We start from the raw sequence: 18723 nt of genomic DNA, 5'->3' as shown, positions 1-18723 counted from the left end.
CGACATTCGCCAACCGCGCTGTCACACCGGTGTGATGAGCCTGTGTCCACCCTGTGAGCCGCCTTCGCCGAGCCCGGTGCCGGGCCCTGCGCCGGGATCCGTAACGGAGCGCGGAGCCGATCCCGTACCGGAGCGTGTGGCGCATCCCGTACCGGATCCCGTACCGGAGCCCGTAGCGGCCGGGTCGGCGGGCAGCTGGACGGCGAAGACCGTGCGTCCGGGCTCCGAGCGCACCTCCACCCGGCCGCCGTGCGCGGTGACGACGGCCTGCACGATGGCGAGCCCGAGCCCGGTGGACCCCGCGCCGCGTGAGCGCGAGGCGTCGCCACGCGCGAACCGTTCGAAGACATGCGGCAGCAGTCCGGCCGGGATGCCGGGCCCGTCGTCCTCGACCTCCAGCGTCACCCGGGGCAGGTCGGCGGAGGCCGCCCGCACCCGGACGGTGACGGTGGTCCCTGCCGGGGTGTGCGTACGGGCGTTGGCCAGGAGGTTGACCAGCACCTGCTGGATGCGGGCCGGATCGGCCCGTACGGTCGTGGGGGCGTCCGGCAGCTCCAGCCGCCAGTGATGTACGGCTCCGGGCCCGCCGCCCGGTCCTCCGCCGCTCCCGGCCCCGGGCCCGCCGCCCGCTTCGCCCGCGACGCGCGCATCGCTCACCGCGTCGACGACGAGCGGCAGCAGATCAGTGCTCTCGTAACTGAGCGGCCGTCCGGCATCGAGCCGGGCCAGCAGCAGCAGATCCTCCACCATCCCCGTCATCCGCTGCGCCTCGGACTCGATCCGGCCCAGTGCGTGACGGGTGTCGGGGCCGGTGTCCTCACGGCCGCGCCTGGTCAGTTCGGCGTACCCGCGGATCGAGGCCAGTGGGGTGCGCAGCTCATGGCTGGCGTCGGCGACGAACTGCCGTACCCGCATCTCGCTGTCCTGCCGCGCCGCCAGCGCCGAACCGACGTGTCCCAGCATCCGGTTGAGCGCGGCGCCCACCTGCCCGACCTCGGTACGGGGGTCGGCCTCGGCGTCCGGGACACGTTCGAACAGGGCCACCTCACCGCTGTGCAGGGGGAGTTCGGAGACGCGGGTCGCGGTGGCGGCGACCCGGCGCAGCGGACGCAGGGCCACGGGGACCATGGCGGCGCCCGCGATACCGGCGGCGATCAGTCCGGCCGCGGTGACACAGACCTCGACGAGGATCAGGGTGGTGAGGGCGCTGCTCACCTCGTCGCTCGGGATGCCGACGAGGACAGTGTCCCCGTCGGAGGTGGCGACGGCCTCCACCCGATAGCCGCCGAGGCCGGGCAGATCGATGCCCCGCGCCTCTCCGCCGGCACCCGGTCCAGAGGCGTCGGGCCCGTCCCGCAGCCCGTCCATGAGCCCGTCGGCCAGCGCGTTCTCCAGCGCGGCCCGCTGGGCGCCGGTCAGCGGCTCGGCACTCTCCTGGGCGCGCTGACCGCTGTCCTCGACCACCTTCGACTCGGTGACGGTCCCGTCGACGACGACGGCCCCGAGGGTGCCGAAGGGCTGACCGCCCCCGCCGATGAAGCCCAGCGGTCCGGCGGCGCGGAGCCCGGCGACGAGCGGCGAGGGGCCGGGCGGCCGCTCCGCGCGTACGGCGATGGAGTGCAGCTGATCGTCGAGCTTGCCGTACATGTAGCTGTGGAAGGCGATGGCGGTGACCGAGCCGATCACGGCGGCGACGACGGCGATGAGAGAGACGGCGGACACGACGAGCCGGGTCCGCAGCGTCCAGGGCTTCCGCGGCGCCCCCGGCCTCAGCAGGTTCCGCGGCTTCCGCAACTTCCGCAGCGCCCCCGGCTTCAGCAGGTTCCGCAACTTCCGCGGCGCCCCCGGCTTCCGCAGCCTCGGCGGCTTCCGCGCCGGGCCACCCGCCCGCGACGGTCCGCGCACCGTGCCGCCCACGGGTCCGCCCACAGGGGTGCGCACCGGCCTACTCCCCGGGCTTGATCAGATACCCCGCCCCACGCCGGGTGTGGATCATCGGCGTCCGTCCCGCGTCGATCTTCTTGCGGAGGTACGAGATGTAGAGCTCGACGACGTTGGCCTGGCCGCCGAAGTCGTAGTTCCACACCCGGTCCAGGATCTGGGCCTTGCTGAGCACCCGGCGCGGATTGCGCATCAGGAAACGCAGCAGCTCGAACTCGGTGGCCGTGAGGTGGATCGAGTCCTCGCCCCGGCTCACCTCATGGCTGTCCTCGTCCAGCACCAGGTCCCCGACGACGAGCGTCGACTCACTGCGTACCGCCGCTGCCGCCGTGGCCGAGCGCCGGATCAGCCCGCGCAGCCGCGCCACGACCTCCTCCAGGCTGAACGGCTTGGTCACATAGTCGTCGCCGCCCGCGGTGAGCCCCGCGATCCGGTCCTCCACGGCGTCCCGCGCGGTCAGGAAGAGCACCGGGACGTCGGAGTACTCCCGCCGCAGCCGGCCGAGCACGGAGAGCCCGTCCATATCGGGCAGCATCACATCGAGAACCACCGCGTCGGGGCGGAAATCACGGGCGGCCCGTACGGCTCCGGCACCGTCACCGGCGCTGCGCACGTCCCAGCCCTCGTACCGTAGGGCCATGGAGAGCAGCTCGGCGAGCGGTGCCTCGTCGTCCACGATGAGGACGCGCACGGGGTTGCGGTCCGGCCTGAGCATCTCGGTACGCCCCTGGGGCGAGGTCGTCGTCATGCCTCCACCCTGTGAGGCCCGCCTGAGAGCCGCCTGACCCATTCCTGTGAATTCCCTGAGAAACCTCAGCCGAACAGTGCGCTCGCGTTCCCGTGGCACACGCCCCGCAACCACGCGTCGCCCAGCTCCAGCCGCTCCAGCGCGTGCAGTTGATGGACGTACGGGTAGGGAATGTTCGGGAAGTCGGTTCCCAGCAGGATGCGGTCACCGAGATCCGCGAGCCGCCCCCGTTCCGCCGCCGGGAAGGGGGTGAACCCCTCGGTGAAGTCCGTGAACGCCATCGTCGTGTCGAGGCGGACCTGCGGGTACACCTCGGCCAGCGCCATGAACTCGGCGTACTCCGGCATCCCCATGTGCGCCACCACGAGCGGCAGCCGGGGATGCCGCGACAGCAGCCCGGCGATCGGCTCGGGCCCGGTGTACGCGCCCGGGGCGGGCCCGGACCCGCAGTGCATCACCACCGGAACTCCGGCCTCCGCCAGCAGTCCCCAGACGGGCTCCAGGAGCGGGTCGTTCGGGTCGTACGCGCCGACCTGGAGGTGCGACTTGAAGACCCGCGCCCCGTCCTCGACGGCCTCCTTCACATACCGCTCGACGCCCTCCTCCGGAAAGAAGGTGGCGGTGTGCAGACAGTCGGGCACCCGCCCGGCGAAGTCCTTGGCCCAGCCGTTCAGCCAGCGGGCCATCCCCGCCTTGTGCGGATAGAGCATCGAGGTGAAACGGAGCACCCCGAACGAACGCAGCAGGGCCAGCCGCTCGTCCTCGTCGTGCCGGTAGGTGATCGGCCACTCCATGCCGGTCAGCGGCCCGGCGGAGTCGAAGTACGCCCACACCTTGCGCAGGACCCGCTCCGGCATGAAGTGCGTATGGACATCGATGATCCCGGGCAGCCCCAGCCGCTCCCAGAACCGCACGACATCGTCCCGTTCCTGCCCCACGTGCGCTCCCTCACCTGTCCCCAGGGCCGATCCGCCCTCAGAACAACCCACCCTGCACGCCGCCACCCCCGATGTCGATGGTGGGCACACTCACTCCGGCCCCGGCCCCGGCCCCGGCGTCGGCGTCGCCCCCGGTCCCGCCCCCTTCGCCCTCTCCGGCGCCGACCCCCGAGAGCTCCCACCCGCTCATCAGCCGGGTGTCCAGCACCACCACCCCACCGCCGCCCGGCCCGGTCGTCGCCAGATGCAGATCGGGCCCGGCCGCCGCGAGGAGCCGCCCCGCGACGACACCGCCGTCCGCCAGCGCGCTCACGGCCCTGACCGCCCCGGGCGCGCCCTCCAGCCCGAACAGCCCCAGATGATCGACCGCCTCGAAGGGCAGCCGCTCCAACGACTCCGGCCAGCCGTCCCCTTCCAGCGCGACGGCCCGCCGGTACAGCTCCGCCACCTCCTCGCCCCGCTCCCCGGCACCCGGCAGCGTCCCGCGCACGGCCCGCTTCCTCGCGTACGGAATCCGGTCCGGCACCCCGAGCGCGGCCCGCAGCACCTCCTCGGTCCGCCGCGCCGCCATCAGGGGCCCGCGCCCCAGCCAGCTGAACACCACGGCCCCCTGCTCCCGCAGCCGCGCCGCCCCGCGCTCCTCCCCGGTGATCCCGACCTTGACCATTCCGGGCCCGAACCAGGCGAGATAGACGCGGTACGTACGCGGGTCATCGGCGATCGTGTCGGCGGCCACCGAATGCGCCCGGTCCAGCCGCGCACACTCCGCGCACCGCGCTCCGGTACTCCGCACGGGCACCACGGCCCCCACCGGACACACGTTCCCCCGAGCCCCCACACAGTGCCGCTCCCCCACGGCCCGGAACCCGAGCCCGGCCCCGTACGAGAGCACACTCACCCGCCGGGCCGCCCCCTTGCGCCACCCCAGCTCGGGCACCTCCCCCGGCCAGCGCAGCCCGGTGCACCACCACCCCATGAGCCGATATCCCTGCCCTCCGTGAATCACAACGCGAGAGGCCCCCAGGATTTCTCCTGGGGGCCTCTGGCCTGCTGTGCACTCGGCAGGATTCGAACCTGCAACCTTCTGATCCGTAGTCAGATGCTCTATCCGTTAAGCTACGAGTGCTTGGCGTTCCGGGCTTTTCTGCCTGGTCGGCGTTGCGGGAACAACATTACATGACCTGCGCCGTGACGCGAAATCCATTAGTCATATGGCCTCTGACCTGCGAAAACACCATTCTGAGGCGTATCTCGGCCATCCTCCCGGCCGCCCCGGCGCTCTCCCGTCGCGCCGACGCCGTGCCGACCCCGTACTCACCCCGTGCCGACCCGCGAGCGGCGTGTCCGGCCGGAGACGACCGAAGCCCCGTGCCAGGGGCACGGGGCTTCGGTGTTCGAGCGGAGGCGGAGGGATTTGAACCCTCGATGGGCTTTAAAACCCAAACCGCATTAGCAGTGCGGCGCCATAGACCGGACTAGGCGACGCCTCCAGCACACCCCGCGCGGACGCGAGTGGTGCGTGCAGATGATGACACAGACGAGCGCGCTGTCACCAATCGCCGCCCACGGTACTAGGCATGCGGGCGCCAGGGCAAAGCATTCGGGCATCGCCCGCCGCCTTCACCCACCGCCTTCGCTGACCGTCATCGTCCGCCGCCTTCGCCCGAAGCCCTCACCCGAAGCCTTCACCCGACGTTGCACACCGATGTCGCACACCGACGTCGCACAACGTCGGGGCGCGCCCTCGGGGCGCAACGTCGCGGCGTCCGGAGCGTTAGAGGAGGCGGGGTGACGGGGTGACGGCCCGTTGGTCGCCGTCGCTGTCCGCCGCCCTCCACCGAGCCCGTCGTGTCAGAGCACAGGAGCCCCGCATGCTGCGCCGTCTCACCCGAACCGCCGCCGTTTCCCTCGCCTCCCTCGCCGTGCTGTCCGCCGCCGCTCCCGCCGCGACGGCCGCGGGGTCGCTGACCATGCCGATCCCGCCGCTGCCGTCGTTCCAGCACCTCCCGCTGTTCCAGGAGCTGGGCGGCGTGTACCACCCGGCGAACACGGGGCAGACCCGGCTGACGGTGACGGTCTCCTCGTCCGGCAACCGGGCCGCCGACGGAACGTTCGAGCTGGAGTGCGGGCCGACCGGGGGCAGCCACCCGCAGCGGCAGGGGGCCTGCGACCGGCTGGCGGAGGCGGCGAAGGCGGGCGAGGAGCTGTTCGCGCCGACGCCCCAGGACGCGATGTGCACCCAGATGGACGGCGGGCCGGCCGGCGCGCGCATCGTCGGAACCTGGCAGGGACAGCGGGTCGACACGTCGCTGAGCCGGGCGAACGGCTGCGAGATCTCGCGCTGGAACAACCTCGTTCCGGTGCTGCCGACCGTCAAGTAGCCGTCCGTACCAGGCCCGCCGCCCTGTGTTCGCGCACGTCACAGGGTGTGCGGGCGGTCATGTAACCGACCGGGGGTGTACCCGCCGTGCACAGAACCTTGGTGAGAGCTCCCCCTCATCCGCCGCCCCTCGGCCCTCCCCAGCCTTTAGACTCCTCCAGTGACAGCCTGCGGCCCGAGGGGCAAGATGGGGCCCGCTGTCGGCAAGGTGCGGTAACCAGGGAGGAAGCGTCGTCGTGAGCAGCAGGCCATCCCGAGGCGCTGCTCGCCTCGCAGCCATACTCGACGCCCTCCCGGACGGGCTTCTGCTCGTCAATTGCAACGGCACGGTCGTCAACGCCAACACCATCGCCCTCGAAATGTTCGAGACCCCGGGCACCGCGCTCGTCGGGCGCGGACTGCTCGATCTGCTTCCGGAGTTCGACTCCAAGCTGATCCCGGGGTCGATGCGCCGGCCGGAGGCTGCGGACGAGCAGGGCAGGACCAGGCCGACGCGGATGATCGCGCGGCGCACCGACGGCAACGAGTATCCCGTCGAGGTCACCAGCGCGAGCCTGGACAGCGGACAGGCCGAGTACAACGACATCCACGCGAGCTACACCGGCGACGAGCTGCTGATGCTCGTCGTACGTGATCTCTCGGGCACCGTCGACACCGAGGCCGAGCTGGCCCGTTCGCAGCGCCAGACCGAGATGATCCTGCGGGCCGCGTCCGAAGGCGTCGTGGGCACGGACAACGACGGCAGGGTCGTCCTGGTCAACCCCGCCGCCGCGCAGATCCTCGGCTTCCGGGCGAGCGATCTGGGCGGTCAGGAGCTGCACCCGCTGATCCTGCACTCGCGTGCGGAGGGCGAGCCGTTCCCGTACGAGGAGTCGCCGCTCGCCGACACCCTCAAGTCCGGGCGCAAGCACCGCGTGCGCGGCCAGGTGCTCTGGTCCAAGAGCGGTGCGCAGGTGCCGGTGGACCTGACGACCGCACCGGTACGCGACGGGGACCAGCTCGTCGGCGCCGTGATGACGTTCACCGACCGCAGGCCCCAGCAGGAGCTCGCCGATCAGCACGAGGCGTCCGTCAACGAACTGACCGCGAGCCACACCGCCGAGGTCGCCGCGCTGACCGAACGGCACACCGCCGAGATCGCCGCGCTCACCGAGCGGCACGCCACCGAACTGGCCGACAGGACCGAGCGGTACGCGTCCGAGCTGGAGGAGCAGGCCGAGCACATCGCCGCGCTGAACGGCCGGCACCTCCAGCTCACGGCCGTCCTCGGCGAATCGCTGCGCGGACCGCTGGAGGAGCTGCGCGGCGAGCTGTCCACGCTCGCCGCCGACCCGGCGGGCCAGCTCTGGCCCGAGGCCAATCAGATCCTGCATCACCTGGCCGCCGGCTACGCCCGGATGACGACGCTCGTCGACAACGTGCTGGGCTACCAGCGTCTCGACGCGGGTACGGAGGGTCTCGCCAAGGCGCCCGCCCTGCTCGACGCGGTCGTGGCGGCGGGGGTCGACGGGGCGGTCGAGCTGATCGGGCCCGGACGCGCGCAGTTCGCGGTGCACGCCCCGCCGATCGAGGCCGAGGTGGACGCGCGGCGGCTGGCGACGGCCCTCGCTCATCTGGTCGCGGACGTGGCCGGCGTCGACTCCACCGGCAAGGCCCGGCTGGTTCCGGGCGGCGGCTATGTCGACTCGACCGTGGTCGTGGCCGCCGCGCAGCGTGGTGACGTCGTACGTATCGAGGTGCGCGGTCCGTTCTCCGGGGGCGACCCGGTGCACGAGCCGATCGTGCGCGGGATCGTACGGGCGCACGGCGGGGTGCTCCAGACGCACGAGGTGCCGGGCATGAGCGGCAGCGCGTACGTCCTCGAAGTGCCGCTCGGCACGGGCTCGGGGACCGTGGCGCCTCCGACGGTGGCGCCGGAGGCGTTCGGGGCGGAGCCTTTCGGGGCGGAGGTGGCCGGTACGGAGGCCGCCGTTCCGGAGGGGGCCGTTCCGGAGGCGGCGGTTGTTGCGGAGGCTGTTGTTCCGGAGGCCACGAGCGGCGGGCGGCGCCGGGCCCGCCGGTCCTCGACCGATGCCTTCCTGGAGAGCCCGGTGGGCGCGGCTCGGGCCGAGGACACCGCGGCCGCCGAACCGACGGGGCGTCGCAGGGCGCGTCGTGGGCCCGCGGCGCCGGACGAAGAGCAGCAGGCCCAGGAACTGATCCCGGCCCAGCAGGGCGAGGGCTCCGGGCGCAGGCGCGGCCGTCCCAGCCCGGCGGAGACCGGGTCGGTGGCCTCCCCCACGGGCCGGGCCGGGCAGGTCACCGGGCAGGACCAGCAGGCCGGGCAGTCCGGCCGGCAGCAGGGACAGCAGCAGGGAAGGGCGCTGGCGTTGCCCGCGGGGGCCGCCGCGCCGCCGGCCGATCCGTCCGCCCCCTCCGAAGGCTCGGTCGTCACGGCGGCGGAGGGTGCCCAGGGCGGCGGACGCCCGCAGCGCGGACAGACCGTACCGCCGCAGGGCGTGCCGTCCGAGGCACAGCTTCCGGTATCGCCCTCCGGGCGTCGCGCACGCCGCGACGGGGAGGACCGGCCCGCGCTTCCGGCTCTCGCGGCCGGCAGCGCCGACGCCGACGCGCCCGTCGACGCCGGGGCCGGCACGGGTGCCGCACAGCCCGGTGGGCGGCGTGCCCGACGCGCGCTGTCGGCGGCGCAGGAGCGTTCCGCGGCGGCCGAGGCGATGGGGCCGCGTACCGCGTTCGCCCTTCCGCCCGCCGACGCCGACCGGACCGCCCCGCCCGCGCCGCCCGTCGGCGGTGTGCAGGGCGCCCCGTACCAGGAAGGCCAGGAGGACCAGGCAGGTCAGACAGGTCAGGCAGGCCAGGCGAACCACGGAGCTCCGTCGGGCCACGGAGCTCCGTCGGGCCGGGAGGTCCCGGAGCGGCAGGTGCGGCACGACGCCGTGCGTACCGCACCGGGAGCCGACCACACCCCGCCGCAGGCACACCCCGCTGGGCCCGACTGGGCGCGGGGCGGCGTGTCGGGGCAGGGACCGGCCGCACTGACGGTGCACGACGACGTCGACGGACCGGAGGGCCGGTCCGCGGCACCGCACGCCGCGCCTCCCGTCGGAACGCCGGAAGCCGCGCCGGGCCACGGACCCGACGACGCTCTGGACGACGGGCCGGACGACGTGTCCTGGGCGGGCCTCGACCGCACCACGCACACCACCGGCACCACGGGCAACGCCGCAGCACCTCACCCGGCCGACGGCGGGGCGGGCGGTCCCGCGGGGGACGCGCGCAGGCAGCCGTTGCCCGCCGAGGCTCCGATGTCCGGGTCGTCGGACTCGACACAGGGGCGGGCCTTCAGCGTGCGGACGCTCGGGCAGGGTGTGCCCTTCGCGCAGAACCTCGCGCACCAGCAGAACCAGAGCGCCGGCGGTGCCGGACGGCGCCGTAAGCTCGCCGCCCCGCCGGAGGGTGAGCGTCCGGCTCCCCAGAGCGGCGCGGCACAGAGCGGCGCGGCACAGACCGGTACGGCACAGACCGGTACGGCACCGACCGGTACGGCGCAGGCCCCTGGTGGCCCGGCCGCCGGTACCCAGCCGGCCGGCAGCAGGCCCGGCGCCGCTCAGCCGGGCGCCGCTCAGCCCGGTGGCACCCCGCCCGGCGGCACGGCAGCCGGTGGCACGGGACCGGGTTCCGGTCAGTTGCTGCCGCCGCACGCCGCCGAGGGGCGCGCGTACGCGATAGGCGCCCCCGACGAGGGCGCCGAGGGACCGGAGCCGCTGGACGGCCCCGGTGGCGCCGTCGAGGTCGCCAACCGCCCGCAGCCGCGGCCGGTCGACGACGAGCTGCCCCCCGAGCCGCTGGACAACCCGCGCCGGCTGCTCGTCTGGCCCGCGCCCGACGTCTCCACCCAGCAGGCGCTCAGCGACCGCGGCTACCGTCCGGTGATCGTGAACTCCCGCGAGGAGGTCGACGCCCAGATCGCGGCGTTCCCCGCCGCGCTCTTCGTCGACCCGCTGACCGGGCCCATCACCCGTACCGCCTTGCAGTCGCTGCGCCGGGCGGCCGTGGCAGCCGAGGTTCCGGTGCTGGTCACGGCCGGTCTGGGGCAGGCGACCAGGGAAGCGGCGTACGGCGCCGATCCGGCCGTACTCCTCAAGGCCCTCGCCCCGCGCGACAGCGAGCAGCACCCCCCGCGGGTCCTCCTGATCGAGGAGCACGAGGAGATCGCGCTGGCCCTCACCGAGACGCTGGAGCGGCGCGGGATGCAGGTCGGGCGGGCCGCCGCCGACAGCGAGGCGGTCGACCTGGCCACCCGGATGCGGCCGAACCTGGTGGTGATGGACCTGATGCAGGTACGTCGCCGGCGCGCCGGGATCATCGACTGGCTGCGCGCGAACGGCCAGCTGAACCGCACCCCGCTCGTCGTCTACACCTCGGCCGGGATGGACCGGGCGGAACTGCCGAGGCTCAGCTCCGGCGAAACCGTCCTTTTCCTGGCGGAACGCTCCACCAGCGAAGAGGTGCAGTCCCGCATCGTCGACCTGCTGGCGAAGATAGGCACCAACTGAGGTCGCCGTCCTAGGTCCTCGCCCGGATCGGTGGCGAGGACCGGAGCACGCGGCACGGCACGCACGAGGGCGGTACGGAGTTTCCCGTACCGCCCTCGTGCGCGTACGCCGACGGGCGCGCGTCGCCGGTCGGCGTGCTGCCGGTCGAACACCGCCGGTCGCGTGCTGCCGGTCGAATGCTTCCGGTCGCGTGCCGCCGGTCGCGTGCTTCCGGTCGCGTCAGAGCTGGGTGATGTCCAGCTCGCCGTCCGCGTACTGCTTGCGGATCACCTTCTTGTCGAACTTGCCGACGCTCGTCTTCGGTACCGCCGGGATGATCGTCCAGCGCTCCGGCAGCTGCCACTTGGCGATGCCGGACTCCGCGAGGAACGCCTTCAGCGCCTCGTACTCGGCAGTGGCGCCTTCCTTGAGGACGACGGTCGCCAGCGGGCGCTCGCCCCACTTCTCGTCAGGGACGGCGACGACGGCGGCCTCCGCGACATCCGGATGCGCCATCAGCGCGTTCTCCAGCTCGACGCTGGAGATCCACTCGCCCCCGGACTTGATGACGTCCTTGGCCCGGTCGGTGAGGGTGAGGAAGCCGTCGGTGCTGATCACGCCGACATCGCCGGTCTTCAGCCAGCCGTCCTCACTGAACTTGTCCTCGGGGCGCAGATGCGTACCGTCCGCACCGCCGTAGTACGCCCCGGCGATCCAGGCGCCGCGGACCTCCAGCTCACCGGCCGACTCGCCGTCCCACGGCAGGTGCTCGCCACCGGGACCGACCAGGCGTGCCTCGACCCCGGCGGGGAAGCGGCCCTGGGTGATGCGGTAGGGCCACTCCTCCTCGGCGCCGAGCCCGGCGGGCGGGTTGGCCATGGTGCCCAGCGGTGAGGTCTCCGTCATGCCCCAGGCGTGGCAGAGCCGGACGCCGAGCTTGTCGTACGCCTCCATCAGGGAGGGCGGACAGGCGGCGCCGCCGATGGTGACGTTGGCCATCGAGGTGAGGTCGCGCGGGCGGGCCGTGACCTCGGCGAGCAGGCCCTGCCAGATGGTGGGCACCGCGGCGGCGTGGGTCGGCCGCTCCCGCTCGATCATGTCGGCGAGCGGGGCGGGCTGGAGGAAACGATCCGGCATGAGCATGTTGACGCCGGTCATGAAAGTGGCGTGCGGCAGGCCCCAGGCGTTCACATGGAACTGGGGGACCACCACGAGAGTGGTGTCCTTGTCCGTCAGCCCCATCGACTCGGCCATGTTGACCTGCATGGAGTGCAGGTAGATGGAGCGGTGGGAGTAGACGACGCCCTTGGGGTCGCCGGTGGTGCCGGAGGTGTAGCACATGGCGGCGGCCTGGCGTTCGTCCAGCTCGGGCCAGTCGTACGCGGTGGGGCGGCCCGCGATCAGTTCCTCGTACTCGTGCACGCGCGGCGCGACACCGGCGAGGCCCGAGCGGTCGCCGGGGCCCGAGACGATCACGTGCTCGATGGACGGCAGGTGGGGAAGCAGCGGCACGAGGAGCGGCAGCAGCGAACCGTTGACGATCACCACCTTGTCGTCGGCGTGCTGGACGATCCAGACCAGCTGTTCGGCGGGCAGCCGGAGGTTGAGGGTGTGGAGCACGGCGCCCATGGAGGGAATGGCGAGATACGCCTCCACGTGCTCGGCGTTGTTCCACATGAGTGTTCCCAAAACACTTCCCTCGGTCATGCCGAGGTCGTCGCGCAGGGCATGGGCGAGCTGTGCGGCGCGGGCGCCGATCTCACCAAAGGTGCGCCGGTGCGGCTCCGCCTCGCCGGTCCAGGTCGTGACCTGCGAGTTCCTGTGTACGGTCGAGCCGTGCGTCAGGATGCGTGAAATCAACAGCGGGATGTCTTGCATTGTGCTCTGCACCGGGTACCTCCGCTTGGTGGGTATCCGGTGATTCTGGCGTCATACCGCGCGGTATGTCACTACCTGCGGGTAGCTCATTTCTGACGACCTGCCCCGGAATCACTGCCCATGGGTCCGGCTCCCATCGTGGATGCATCACGATTTCCACGTCCGCGCTCGCCGATCCGTGCCTGATGAGCACAACCCGCCGCAGGAGCTTGCGAAGCAGTGCGTTGCGCTCCGGGGTGATGAGTACGGGCCATTCGGTGAGTGTGCTGCTGATCAGGGGCTCGAACTCGGCGCGGTCGGGCAGCGGCTCGACTTCGGCCGGTAGATTGTCGAGGGCCGATTGAGCGGCGGCGCGCTTGGACCGAATGAGTCCGGCCGCGGCTTCGTACTCTCCGGGGCCATAGTCATCGGGGTCGGCTGCATAGTCGGCGCGGAGCCTGGCGAGGGCCGCCGACTGCTTGTCCACATCAGCTTGGGCGCGTACCCGTGCTCGCGCATGGGCGGCGCGGTCGTCGCGAGGGGCACGGCGCAGATCCGTGGCAGGTGAGCCGTCTATTCCCGCGGCCCCTTCGCGCTTCAGCCACCGATAGACCTCGGCTTCTACGAGGTTGCGCGGCACCAGGACGCCATCACAGGCGAGGGGTCCGGCCTTGGCCCGCAGGCTGCACCGGTAGGCAAAGCCCGTCTCGTGGGAGCCGTTGTGGCCTCGCCTCGCGTTCAGGCTGGTGCCCTTGCGGCACCCGCCGCACTTCGGTAGACCGGTCAGCTCATAGATTCCGACCCGGGACCGCGGGTACGTCGCGGCGACTTCGGCGCGGCGCTTGCGATATGCCTCCCAGAGGCCGTAGTCGATCAGTTCTTCTTGGGCCCCCTGGATGTAGATGCGGATGCGGCAGGTGCCGTTCTTCTTGCCGCACCGGCATTCCGGGTCATGGACCCGGAGCAGACCGGCCGCAAAGCCGCTGTCCATATAGCGCGCGAGGGTGTCTGTTGTCCACAGGGTGCCCTGCGTGGTGCGGTGCCCATCCGTGTTGAGCCGAATGGCCAGGATGCCAAATCCGTCGCCTGCGACGTACTCGCGGTATCGGTCGGCGATAGCAGGGCCGGCGGATACGGTTTCCGGCTCGTACCACTCTTTCTGTAGCGTGCCGGCCGCTTCGTCCCATCGCTTGTGCCAGATGTAGCCGAAGCGCTTTCGACCCTGCGCGGGCAGCCCCAACTTGTACTTCCGGTGATCGTGCGTCTCTCGCCACTGCTCGCCGGCGCGGTCGCTCTCGAACGCGGAGAATTCGAGGATCATCCCCCGCTGAAACCGTCCGATTGCGGTCGTGGCGTCAACCGGCTCAGTTGCGGATTCCAGCTCGCCACCTGCCTGTTGCAGGCGGGCCAAGTTCGCGGCGTTGCCAGTGCGATCACGCCCGAAGCGGGAGTATTTCCAGACGGCGACGCCGCGTACTTCGCCTGCCTCAACCCGCTCGATGCACTTCATGATCTTGCGCCTGAAGTGCCTCCCGGACACGTCGAGGTCTTCGACCCATCCGACGATGCGGCGGTTGGTGCGCTTGGCCAATTCGAGGATTGCGTCACGCTGAATTTCGGGCGAGATTTTTTCCTCGCGCCATGTGCTGACCCTGATGTAACCGAGCCAGGGCTCGCCGTCATCGTCGACGGTCGAGCCCTGGAAGGTTGCTGGTACATCCCTCATGTCACAGTGCTTTCCGTTCATCGTGCGGGCCGGTGATGCTGCGGGCGTGCAGCCACCGGACGTTTTCGGGTGTGGCGCGGTGACCATCGCCGGTCGGGGTCGGCTCCAGGAGTCCGCGGGCGACGTGGTCGAGTGCCATGCGGTATCCGGCCGTGTGCGCGTCGGCAAGTTGGTCAGCCGTGGTCTGGTGGGCGCGGCGTTGGGCCCAGCAGGTGACAGCGGGCAGCGCGGCGAGGGTGCCGAGGATGCCCACCGGTAGAAGCAGATCGGTTCGGGGGGTGGGGAGGAGCCCAGCAGCGCCAACAAACACTCCGGCCGAGACGGCGAGGATGGCCGGCGGGATGGTGCGCATGGTGGGACCTCCGTGCTCGTGCTTAGTCGGCGACGGCGTCGCCGTTGGTATTCGCTTGGTGACGTAGCGTCTCGGTCATGGAGATGAAAAGGCGCCTGGCCTGCGCGTCATCGATTCCAAGCTCGTCGGCTGCTTCGTCGGGTGTGATGTGTCGTCGGGCGCCGGGGGTCTGCACGGCGCGGAGTTCGTCAGCCGAGAGGATGCCGGCGCGAACAAGAATTTCCGCGAGCGGCACATCCAGTGCCGCGGCGAGCTGAGCTAGGACGCGGGTATCTGTGGCGCCCTGACCGGTGAGGATGCGACTGATCGTGGCGCGGCCGATGCCGCTGACGTCCGCGAAGCGCGTGCGACCCCCGCCGCGAGCGGACATCTCGTATCCGCGGCGTACCAACTGGTCGTGAAGCCACTGGCCGAAGTCTCGGGCCTGCTGTACGGCCGCATCGTCATCCCTATGTTCCATGGATGGAACATACCGACCACGGATGGTAGACGCATCGCCGCCCCCGCTTTACCCCCCGGATTTTCACCGCGCTTACACATACCAGCCCCCGTGTGCAAATTTACTCGAACTGACTATCGATCGTGCCCGGCTTGTCAGCCGGTGTCAATGAGTTAGGGGAACGGACCGTTCCCATTGGCCGCATCGTCCACGCACCGTGCTAACGTTCCACTCGTGGACGGAATGTACCGGCCACGAAAGGACGTTCCCTATGTATGACCGCACCGCGCTGCACACCGCCGCCCGCGACATGGGAGACCACACCCCGTCAGACCTTGCCCGGCGGTTGAAGGTTGCACGAAACACCGGCTGGCGGCTGTGGCACGGCCACACCGCGCCGTCGGCCGCCGTAGTCGCCCGAATCGAGCACGCATACGGCGTCTCCGCCCGCCAGCTCACCCGGCCCGCCGCATGACCGACGACACGATCACCCGCGAGCAGGCGTTCGCCGAGGCCCGCGCCGTCCTCGACCGGGCCCGCATCCGCATCGCCGCCGACCGCACCGCCGGACGGCTGCCGCCGGAGCACGAACTGATCATGCGGCGACTCGAACGCGAGCAGCGCCACCAGCAGACCACCGGCCACCGCGCCGCATAACAGCAAAGGGCCGCCCCGGATTGCGCCCGGGGCGGCCCACCACGACCCGTGAGGAGACACGACTCGTGAACACCACGCACAGTACCCGCCGCCCGCTCCGCGCCGCTCTCGCCATCCGTGGCGGGCAGGCCGGCCGACGCCACGTCACCCGCACCGGCGTGCTCCGCCGCCAGCTCAACCAGATCGCCCCCGGCGTCGCCGTCGTGTGCATGGTCCCCGTGACAACCGCCGGAACGCACGGCACGCACGTGATGCTGCTGAACGACCTCGCGCAGCCCGTCGGCGACGACCTCGCGCACCGCGCGGCCGGTCGCCTGCTCCGCGCCGCGTTCCCCGCCGCCCAGGACACCGCCCACGACTACTACGTGCAGTCCGGGCGCATGGTCGACGCCACCCCGACCGCCCCGGCCGCACTCGGCATCGACACCGCGCCGGTGCTCCTGTGATCCGCCCCGGGCTCACCGCCGCCGGTGACCGCGTTCGCCTGCCCGTCGGCGAGCAGCTGCTCGCCCCGCTGATCGACGCCCTCGCCATCACCTACACCGAGGACCCCGACGCGGTCGGCCGACTGCTCGCCGGGCACGCCGTGCGCGTGCTCGCCCTCGACTTCGCCGAGTGCTCCCTCGACATGCCGGAGTACGAGCGGTCGATGCGCGCCGCCGAGGCCGACGGCACCCGCGAGGCACTGTTTGCCGAGCTGCCCGACGAGGTCCAGAAGGACCCGCTGCTCACTCCGGGCGACGCGGTCGCATTCGCCACCCGCCTGAACCGGCTCGCCGCCCGCATCCGCCGGACGGCTACCCCACGCGCTCGCTGGACCCGCCTTACCGCTCGCATCCGCTGCACCAAGAACAGGACCACCCGCTCATGACGATGACCCTTGCCGAGCGCCCGCAAGCGCCTGCCGCTCTCCAGCCCGCCCCTGGCGGCTCGCTCGCCATCCACCCCGAGCAGACCGCGTGGACGGCCGATCAGGTCGCTGTCCTCCGCCAGGCTGGCATCAAGCAGCAGGTGACCAGTGCGGAGCTGTCCGGCTTCCTGCACCTGTGCCAGCGCACCGGCCTTGACCCGTTCTCCCGGCAGATCTACCTGATCGGCCGGTACAGCAAGAAGGACGGGCGGGACGTCTACACCCCGCAGACCGGCATTGACGGATACCGCGTCATCGCCCAGCGGGTGACCGCGCAGACCGGCGGAACGTACGGCTACGAAGACATCGTCTGGTGCGACCCGTCTGGCCGGTGGCGTGACGTGTGGTTGGCCGAGGTGCCCCCGGCCGCCGCGAAAGTGACCGTCATCCGGAACGGCCAGCGATTCTCTGCTGTGGCGACGTTCCGTGAGTACGTGCAGACCTTCCCGGACGGCAACGCGAAAGGTCTATGGGCGAAAATGCCCGCCGGCCAGATCGCGAAGTGCGCCGAAGCGCTTGCACTCCGAAAGGCTTTCCCGCACGACCTTGCCGGGGTGTACACAGCCGAAGAGATGGGCCAGGCCGACAACGCGACCGACGCCGCACCGGCCCCGCAGATGCAACGGGCGCAGCAGGCCGAGCCCGACGAGTGGGCCACGGCCGCGCCGCGCCGCGACTACCTTGCCGAGGCGCGCGCCGCCGAGACCGCCGAGGACGTGCGCACGATCTACCGCGCCGCCGCAGCCGAGTTCGGCCCCGGCACAGCAACCGCGCAGGAAATCGCAGCCATCGGCGCGACGAAGCCCGGAGCGAAGACGCACGAGCAGGCCGCCTCGAACCCGGTCGGCCCCTCCCCGTACTCCATGTCGGATGCCATGGCCGAGGAGGGCGCCTACGACGACGGATACCGACCCGCCGACGAGACCAGGGCCGCCCCCCTGGATGCCGCCGAGCAGGACCCGGCGGACAAGGCCGCCGAGGCCGAGAACGCGCTCCGGCTCGCCGCGTCCCGCGCCAACCTCCCCACCCTGGACCGCGATTTCGAGAGGGTGTTCGGTCTGCCCATCGCGCAGGCTGCCGCGGCGCAGCTCGACCTGTTCCGCGAGCGCATCGAGGCCGCCGCCGGGGGTGCCCAGTGACCGCCGTCGAGGAGAAGCCGCAGGCACCCGACCCCGCGTACCTCGCCGCCGTGCTCCGGCACCGGCAAACGATGCAAGCCCAGCTTGACCGCGCCAAGGCCATGTTCGCCGAGGTCGACGCCGACGCGTCCGCACTGCTCGCGCAGCAGTACAAGGCCACCAAGAGCACGAAGGCCGAGGTCACGCTCCCGGACGGCGAGACGAAGTTCGCCACCGTCACGCGCATCCCCGGGCAGGCCGACGCGGAGGTCACCGACCGCGACCGATTCGCCGCGTGGGTGCGGGACACCTACCCGGAGTACTGGGGCTTCAAGGTGATTCCGGCCCGTACGGAGGTCGTTGTCGACGCAGCGTTCATCGACCGCGTGTTGGCCGCCGTGAACGCCGCCACCGTCACCGAGTACGCCGACCCGGAGTCCGGCGTCGTGCACAAGGTGCCGGGCGTGGCGATCAAACCCAAGCGCCGCGCCCACTTCAAGTGGGCGTTCACCCGCACCAGCAAGTCACAGCCGCTCGACGGCCGCGAGCTGGCCGCGCAGGCGGTCGCTGCCGGGCTGATCAGCACGGACGCGCCGCCCGCCCTCCCCGCCGCACTGGCCGACGATCAGTCGGCCGCCGCGTAGCCACCCCCGCAGGGCCCGCCCGCCTCCACCGGGCGGGCCCCGGAAGGACACCATGCCCATCACTCTCATGACCCCCGACGAGCGGGCCGTTATTGCCGCCCGCCTCGATGGCCAGAACCCCGCCGCCCCCGAGCTGGTCGACGCAACCGTTTCCGCCGCGAACGGCATCATGCGCAGCGGACGCAGTGGCGCCGCCGTGGGCCGTCTGCTCGCTGCCGACGTGCGCGCCGTCGCCGCCCGCCTGATCGCCGCCGAGCAGGAACTCAGCACCACCCGCGACGTTCTCGCCCGCATCCTTGCCGCGCAGGAAGCCGGGGACTACTACAGCCCTGACGACGTTCTGCACGAACTGGACCGGGCAGGAATTCACCTCCGCGCCAATGTCGAATCCGCCGGAGTCGCGGCCGACGCCGCCGAGACCGCGTGGGCACTGCGGTGACGCCGCGCGCCCGCCTCGACCGGACCCGCCAGCTACTCG

General features: G+C 71.7%; 17 protein-coding genes and 2 tRNA genes. 9 read left to right on the top strand and 10 right to left on the bottom strand.

Annotated features, from left to right (window positions below):
- Positions 1-21: 21 nt before the first annotated feature.
- The 6 genes from OG251_RS20495 to OG251_RS20470 form a co-directional block, all read right to left on the bottom strand.
- Positions 22-1773, bottom strand: coding sequence for a sensor histidine kinase (locus OG251_RS20495; protein ID WP_326681330.1), 1752 nt, complete (start codon positions 1771-1773; stop codon positions 22-24).
- 172 nt (positions 1774-1945) lie between these two features.
- Entirely contained in the window at positions 1946-2689 is a 744-nt protein-coding gene (locus OG251_RS20490) for a response regulator transcription factor (RefSeq protein WP_326678554.1), read from the bottom strand.
- 65 nt (positions 2690-2754) lie between these two features.
- On the bottom strand, positions 2755-3627 hold the full coding sequence (locus tag OG251_RS20485) for an amidohydrolase family protein (protein ID WP_326678553.1): 873 nt from the start codon (positions 3625-3627) through the stop codon (positions 2755-2757).
- A 37-nt stretch (positions 3628-3664) separates the two neighbouring features.
- Complete coding sequence (locus OG251_RS20480) at positions 3665-4603, bottom strand: DUF2797 domain-containing protein (RefSeq protein WP_326678552.1); 939 nt, start codon at positions 4601-4603, stop codon at positions 3665-3667.
- A gap of 77 nt (positions 4604-4680) precedes the next feature.
- Positions 4681-4753, bottom strand: a tRNA-Arg gene (locus OG251_RS20475).
- 273 nt (positions 4754-5026) lie between these two features.
- Positions 5027-5117 (bottom strand) — tRNA-Ser (locus OG251_RS20470).
- A 381-nt stretch (positions 5118-5498) separates the two neighbouring features.
- Here OG251_RS20470 and OG251_RS20465 point away from each other — a divergent pair.
- Positions 5499-6008, top strand: a complete 510-nt coding sequence (locus OG251_RS20465) for an SSI family serine proteinase inhibitor (RefSeq protein ID WP_326678551.1) — start codon at positions 5499-5501, stop codon at positions 6006-6008.
- A 235-nt stretch (positions 6009-6243) separates the two neighbouring features.
- Complete coding sequence (locus OG251_RS20460; RefSeq protein ID WP_326678550.1) at positions 6244-10563, top strand: PAS domain-containing protein; 4320 nt, start codon at positions 6244-6246, stop codon at positions 10561-10563.
- Positions 10564-10782: 219 nt separating this feature from the next.
- On the opposite strand, the gene OG251_RS20455 is transcribed toward OG251_RS20460, so the two are convergent.
- Genes OG251_RS20455 through OG251_RS20440 form a run of 4 tightly spaced genes read right to left on the bottom strand, consistent with a single transcriptional unit; the run spans position 10783 to position 14937 of the window.
- The gene (locus tag OG251_RS20455) at positions 10783-12420 is read right to left on the bottom strand and encodes a long-chain fatty acid--CoA ligase (protein ID WP_326681329.1); all 1638 of its coding nucleotides are present in this window, start codon (positions 12418-12420) and stop codon (positions 10783-10785) included.
- Positions 12302-14125 carry a recombinase family protein gene (locus OG251_RS20450; protein ID WP_326678549.1) on the bottom strand — a complete coding sequence of 608 codons (1824 nt, stop codon included), beginning with the start codon at positions 14123-14125 and terminating at the stop codon, positions 12302-12304. The genes OG251_RS20455 and OG251_RS20450 overlap by 119 nt, the downstream gene beginning before the upstream one ends.
- Before the next feature lies 1 nt (position 14126).
- Complete coding sequence (locus OG251_RS20445) at positions 14127-14477, bottom strand: hypothetical protein (protein WP_326678548.1); 351 nt, start codon at positions 14475-14477, stop codon at positions 14127-14129.
- Between the two features lie 22 nt (positions 14478-14499).
- Complete coding sequence (locus OG251_RS20440) at positions 14500-14937, bottom strand: helix-turn-helix domain-containing protein (RefSeq protein ID WP_326678547.1); 438 nt, start codon at positions 14935-14937, stop codon at positions 14500-14502.
- 250 nt (positions 14938-15187) lie between these two features.
- Between OG251_RS20440 and OG251_RS20435 the strand changes: the two genes are divergently transcribed.
- The 7 genes from OG251_RS20435 (at position 15188) to OG251_RS20405 (ending at position 18684) form a co-directional block, all read left to right on the top strand.
- The gene (locus tag OG251_RS20435) at positions 15188-15391 is read left to right on the top strand and encodes a helix-turn-helix domain-containing protein (RefSeq protein ID WP_326678546.1); all 204 of its coding nucleotides are present in this window, start codon (positions 15188-15190) and stop codon (positions 15389-15391) included.
- Entirely contained in the window at positions 15388-15573 is a 186-nt protein-coding gene (locus tag OG251_RS20430; protein ID WP_326678545.1) for a hypothetical protein, read from the top strand. Before OG251_RS20435 ends, OG251_RS20430 begins: the two co-directional genes overlap by 4 nt.
- 65 nt (positions 15574-15638) lie before the next feature.
- Positions 15639-16019 (top strand): hypothetical protein, encoded by a 381-nt coding sequence (locus OG251_RS20425; RefSeq protein ID WP_326678544.1) that lies wholly within the window; start codon positions 15639-15641, stop codon positions 16017-16019.
- A complete protein-coding gene (locus OG251_RS20420; protein ID WP_326678543.1) occupies positions 16016-16444 on the top strand; it encodes a hypothetical protein in 429 nt (142 codons plus the stop codon). The genes OG251_RS20425 and OG251_RS20420 overlap by 4 nt, the downstream gene beginning before the upstream one ends.
- Positions 16441-17622 (top strand): phage recombination protein Bet, encoded by a 1182-nt coding sequence (gene bet, locus OG251_RS20415; RefSeq protein ID WP_326678542.1) that lies wholly within the window; start codon positions 16441-16443, stop codon positions 17620-17622. The genes OG251_RS20420 and bet overlap by 4 nt, the downstream gene beginning before the upstream one ends.
- Positions 17619-18245 carry a hypothetical protein gene (locus tag OG251_RS20410; protein WP_326678541.1) on the top strand — a complete coding sequence of 209 codons (627 nt, stop codon included), beginning with the start codon at positions 17619-17621 and terminating at the stop codon, positions 18243-18245. The genes bet and OG251_RS20410 overlap by 4 nt, the downstream gene beginning before the upstream one ends.
- A 52-nt stretch (positions 18246-18297) precedes the next feature.
- Positions 18298-18684 carry a hypothetical protein gene (locus OG251_RS20405; RefSeq protein WP_326678540.1) on the top strand — a complete coding sequence of 129 codons (387 nt, stop codon included), beginning with the start codon at positions 18298-18300 and terminating at the stop codon, positions 18682-18684.
- The last annotated feature ends 39 nt before the right edge of the window (positions 18685-18723 follow it).

Origin of the sequence: Streptomyces sp. NBC_01237 (genome assembly GCF_035917275.1) — a bacterium.
GTDB lineage: Bacteria > Actinomycetota > Actinomycetes > Streptomycetales > Streptomycetaceae > Streptomyces.
Note: the sequence above shows the minus strand (reverse complement) of the source record. Positions and strands in the feature narration are given on the sequence as shown.

Excerpts from the sequence above, each read along its gene's own strand:
- OG251_RS20430 (WP_326678545.1), top strand. The coding sequence starts at position 15,388 with ATGACCGACGACACGATCACCCGCGAGCAGGCGTTCGCCGAGGCCCGC.
- OG251_RS20445 (WP_326678548.1), bottom strand. The coding sequence starts at position 14,477 with ATGCGCACCATCCCGCCGGCCATCCTCGCCGTCTCGGCCGGAGTGTTT.
- OG251_RS20465 (WP_326678551.1), top strand. The coding sequence starts at position 5,499 with ATGCTGCGCCGTCTCACCCGAACCGCCGCCGTTTCCCTCGCCTCCCTC.
- bet (WP_326678542.1), top strand. The coding sequence starts at position 16,441 with ATGACGATGACCCTTGCCGAGCGCCCGCAAGCGCCTGCCGCTCTCCAG.
- OG251_RS20480 (WP_326678552.1), bottom strand. The coding sequence starts at position 4,603 with ATGGGGTGGTGGTGCACCGGGCTGCGCTGGCCGGGGGAGGTGCCCGAG.
- OG251_RS20450 (WP_326678549.1), bottom strand. The coding sequence starts at position 14,125 with ATGAGGGATGTACCAGCAACCTTCCAGGGCTCGACCGTCGACGATGAC.
- OG251_RS20455 (WP_326681329.1), bottom strand. The coding sequence starts at position 12,420 with ATGCAAGACATCCCGCTGTTGATTTCACGCATCCTGACGCACGGCTCG.
- OG251_RS20435 (WP_326678546.1), top strand. The coding sequence starts at position 15,188 with ATGTATGACCGCACCGCGCTGCACACCGCCGCCCGCGACATGGGAGAC.
- OG251_RS20405 (WP_326678540.1), top strand. The coding sequence starts at position 18,298 with ATGCCCATCACTCTCATGACCCCCGACGAGCGGGCCGTTATTGCCGCC.
- OG251_RS20440 (WP_326678547.1), bottom strand. The coding sequence starts at position 14,937 with ATGGAACATAGGGATGACGATGCGGCCGTACAGCAGGCCCGAGACTTC.
- OG251_RS20490 (WP_326678554.1), bottom strand. The coding sequence starts at position 2,689 with ATGACGACGACCTCGCCCCAGGGGCGTACCGAGATGCTCAGGCCGGAC.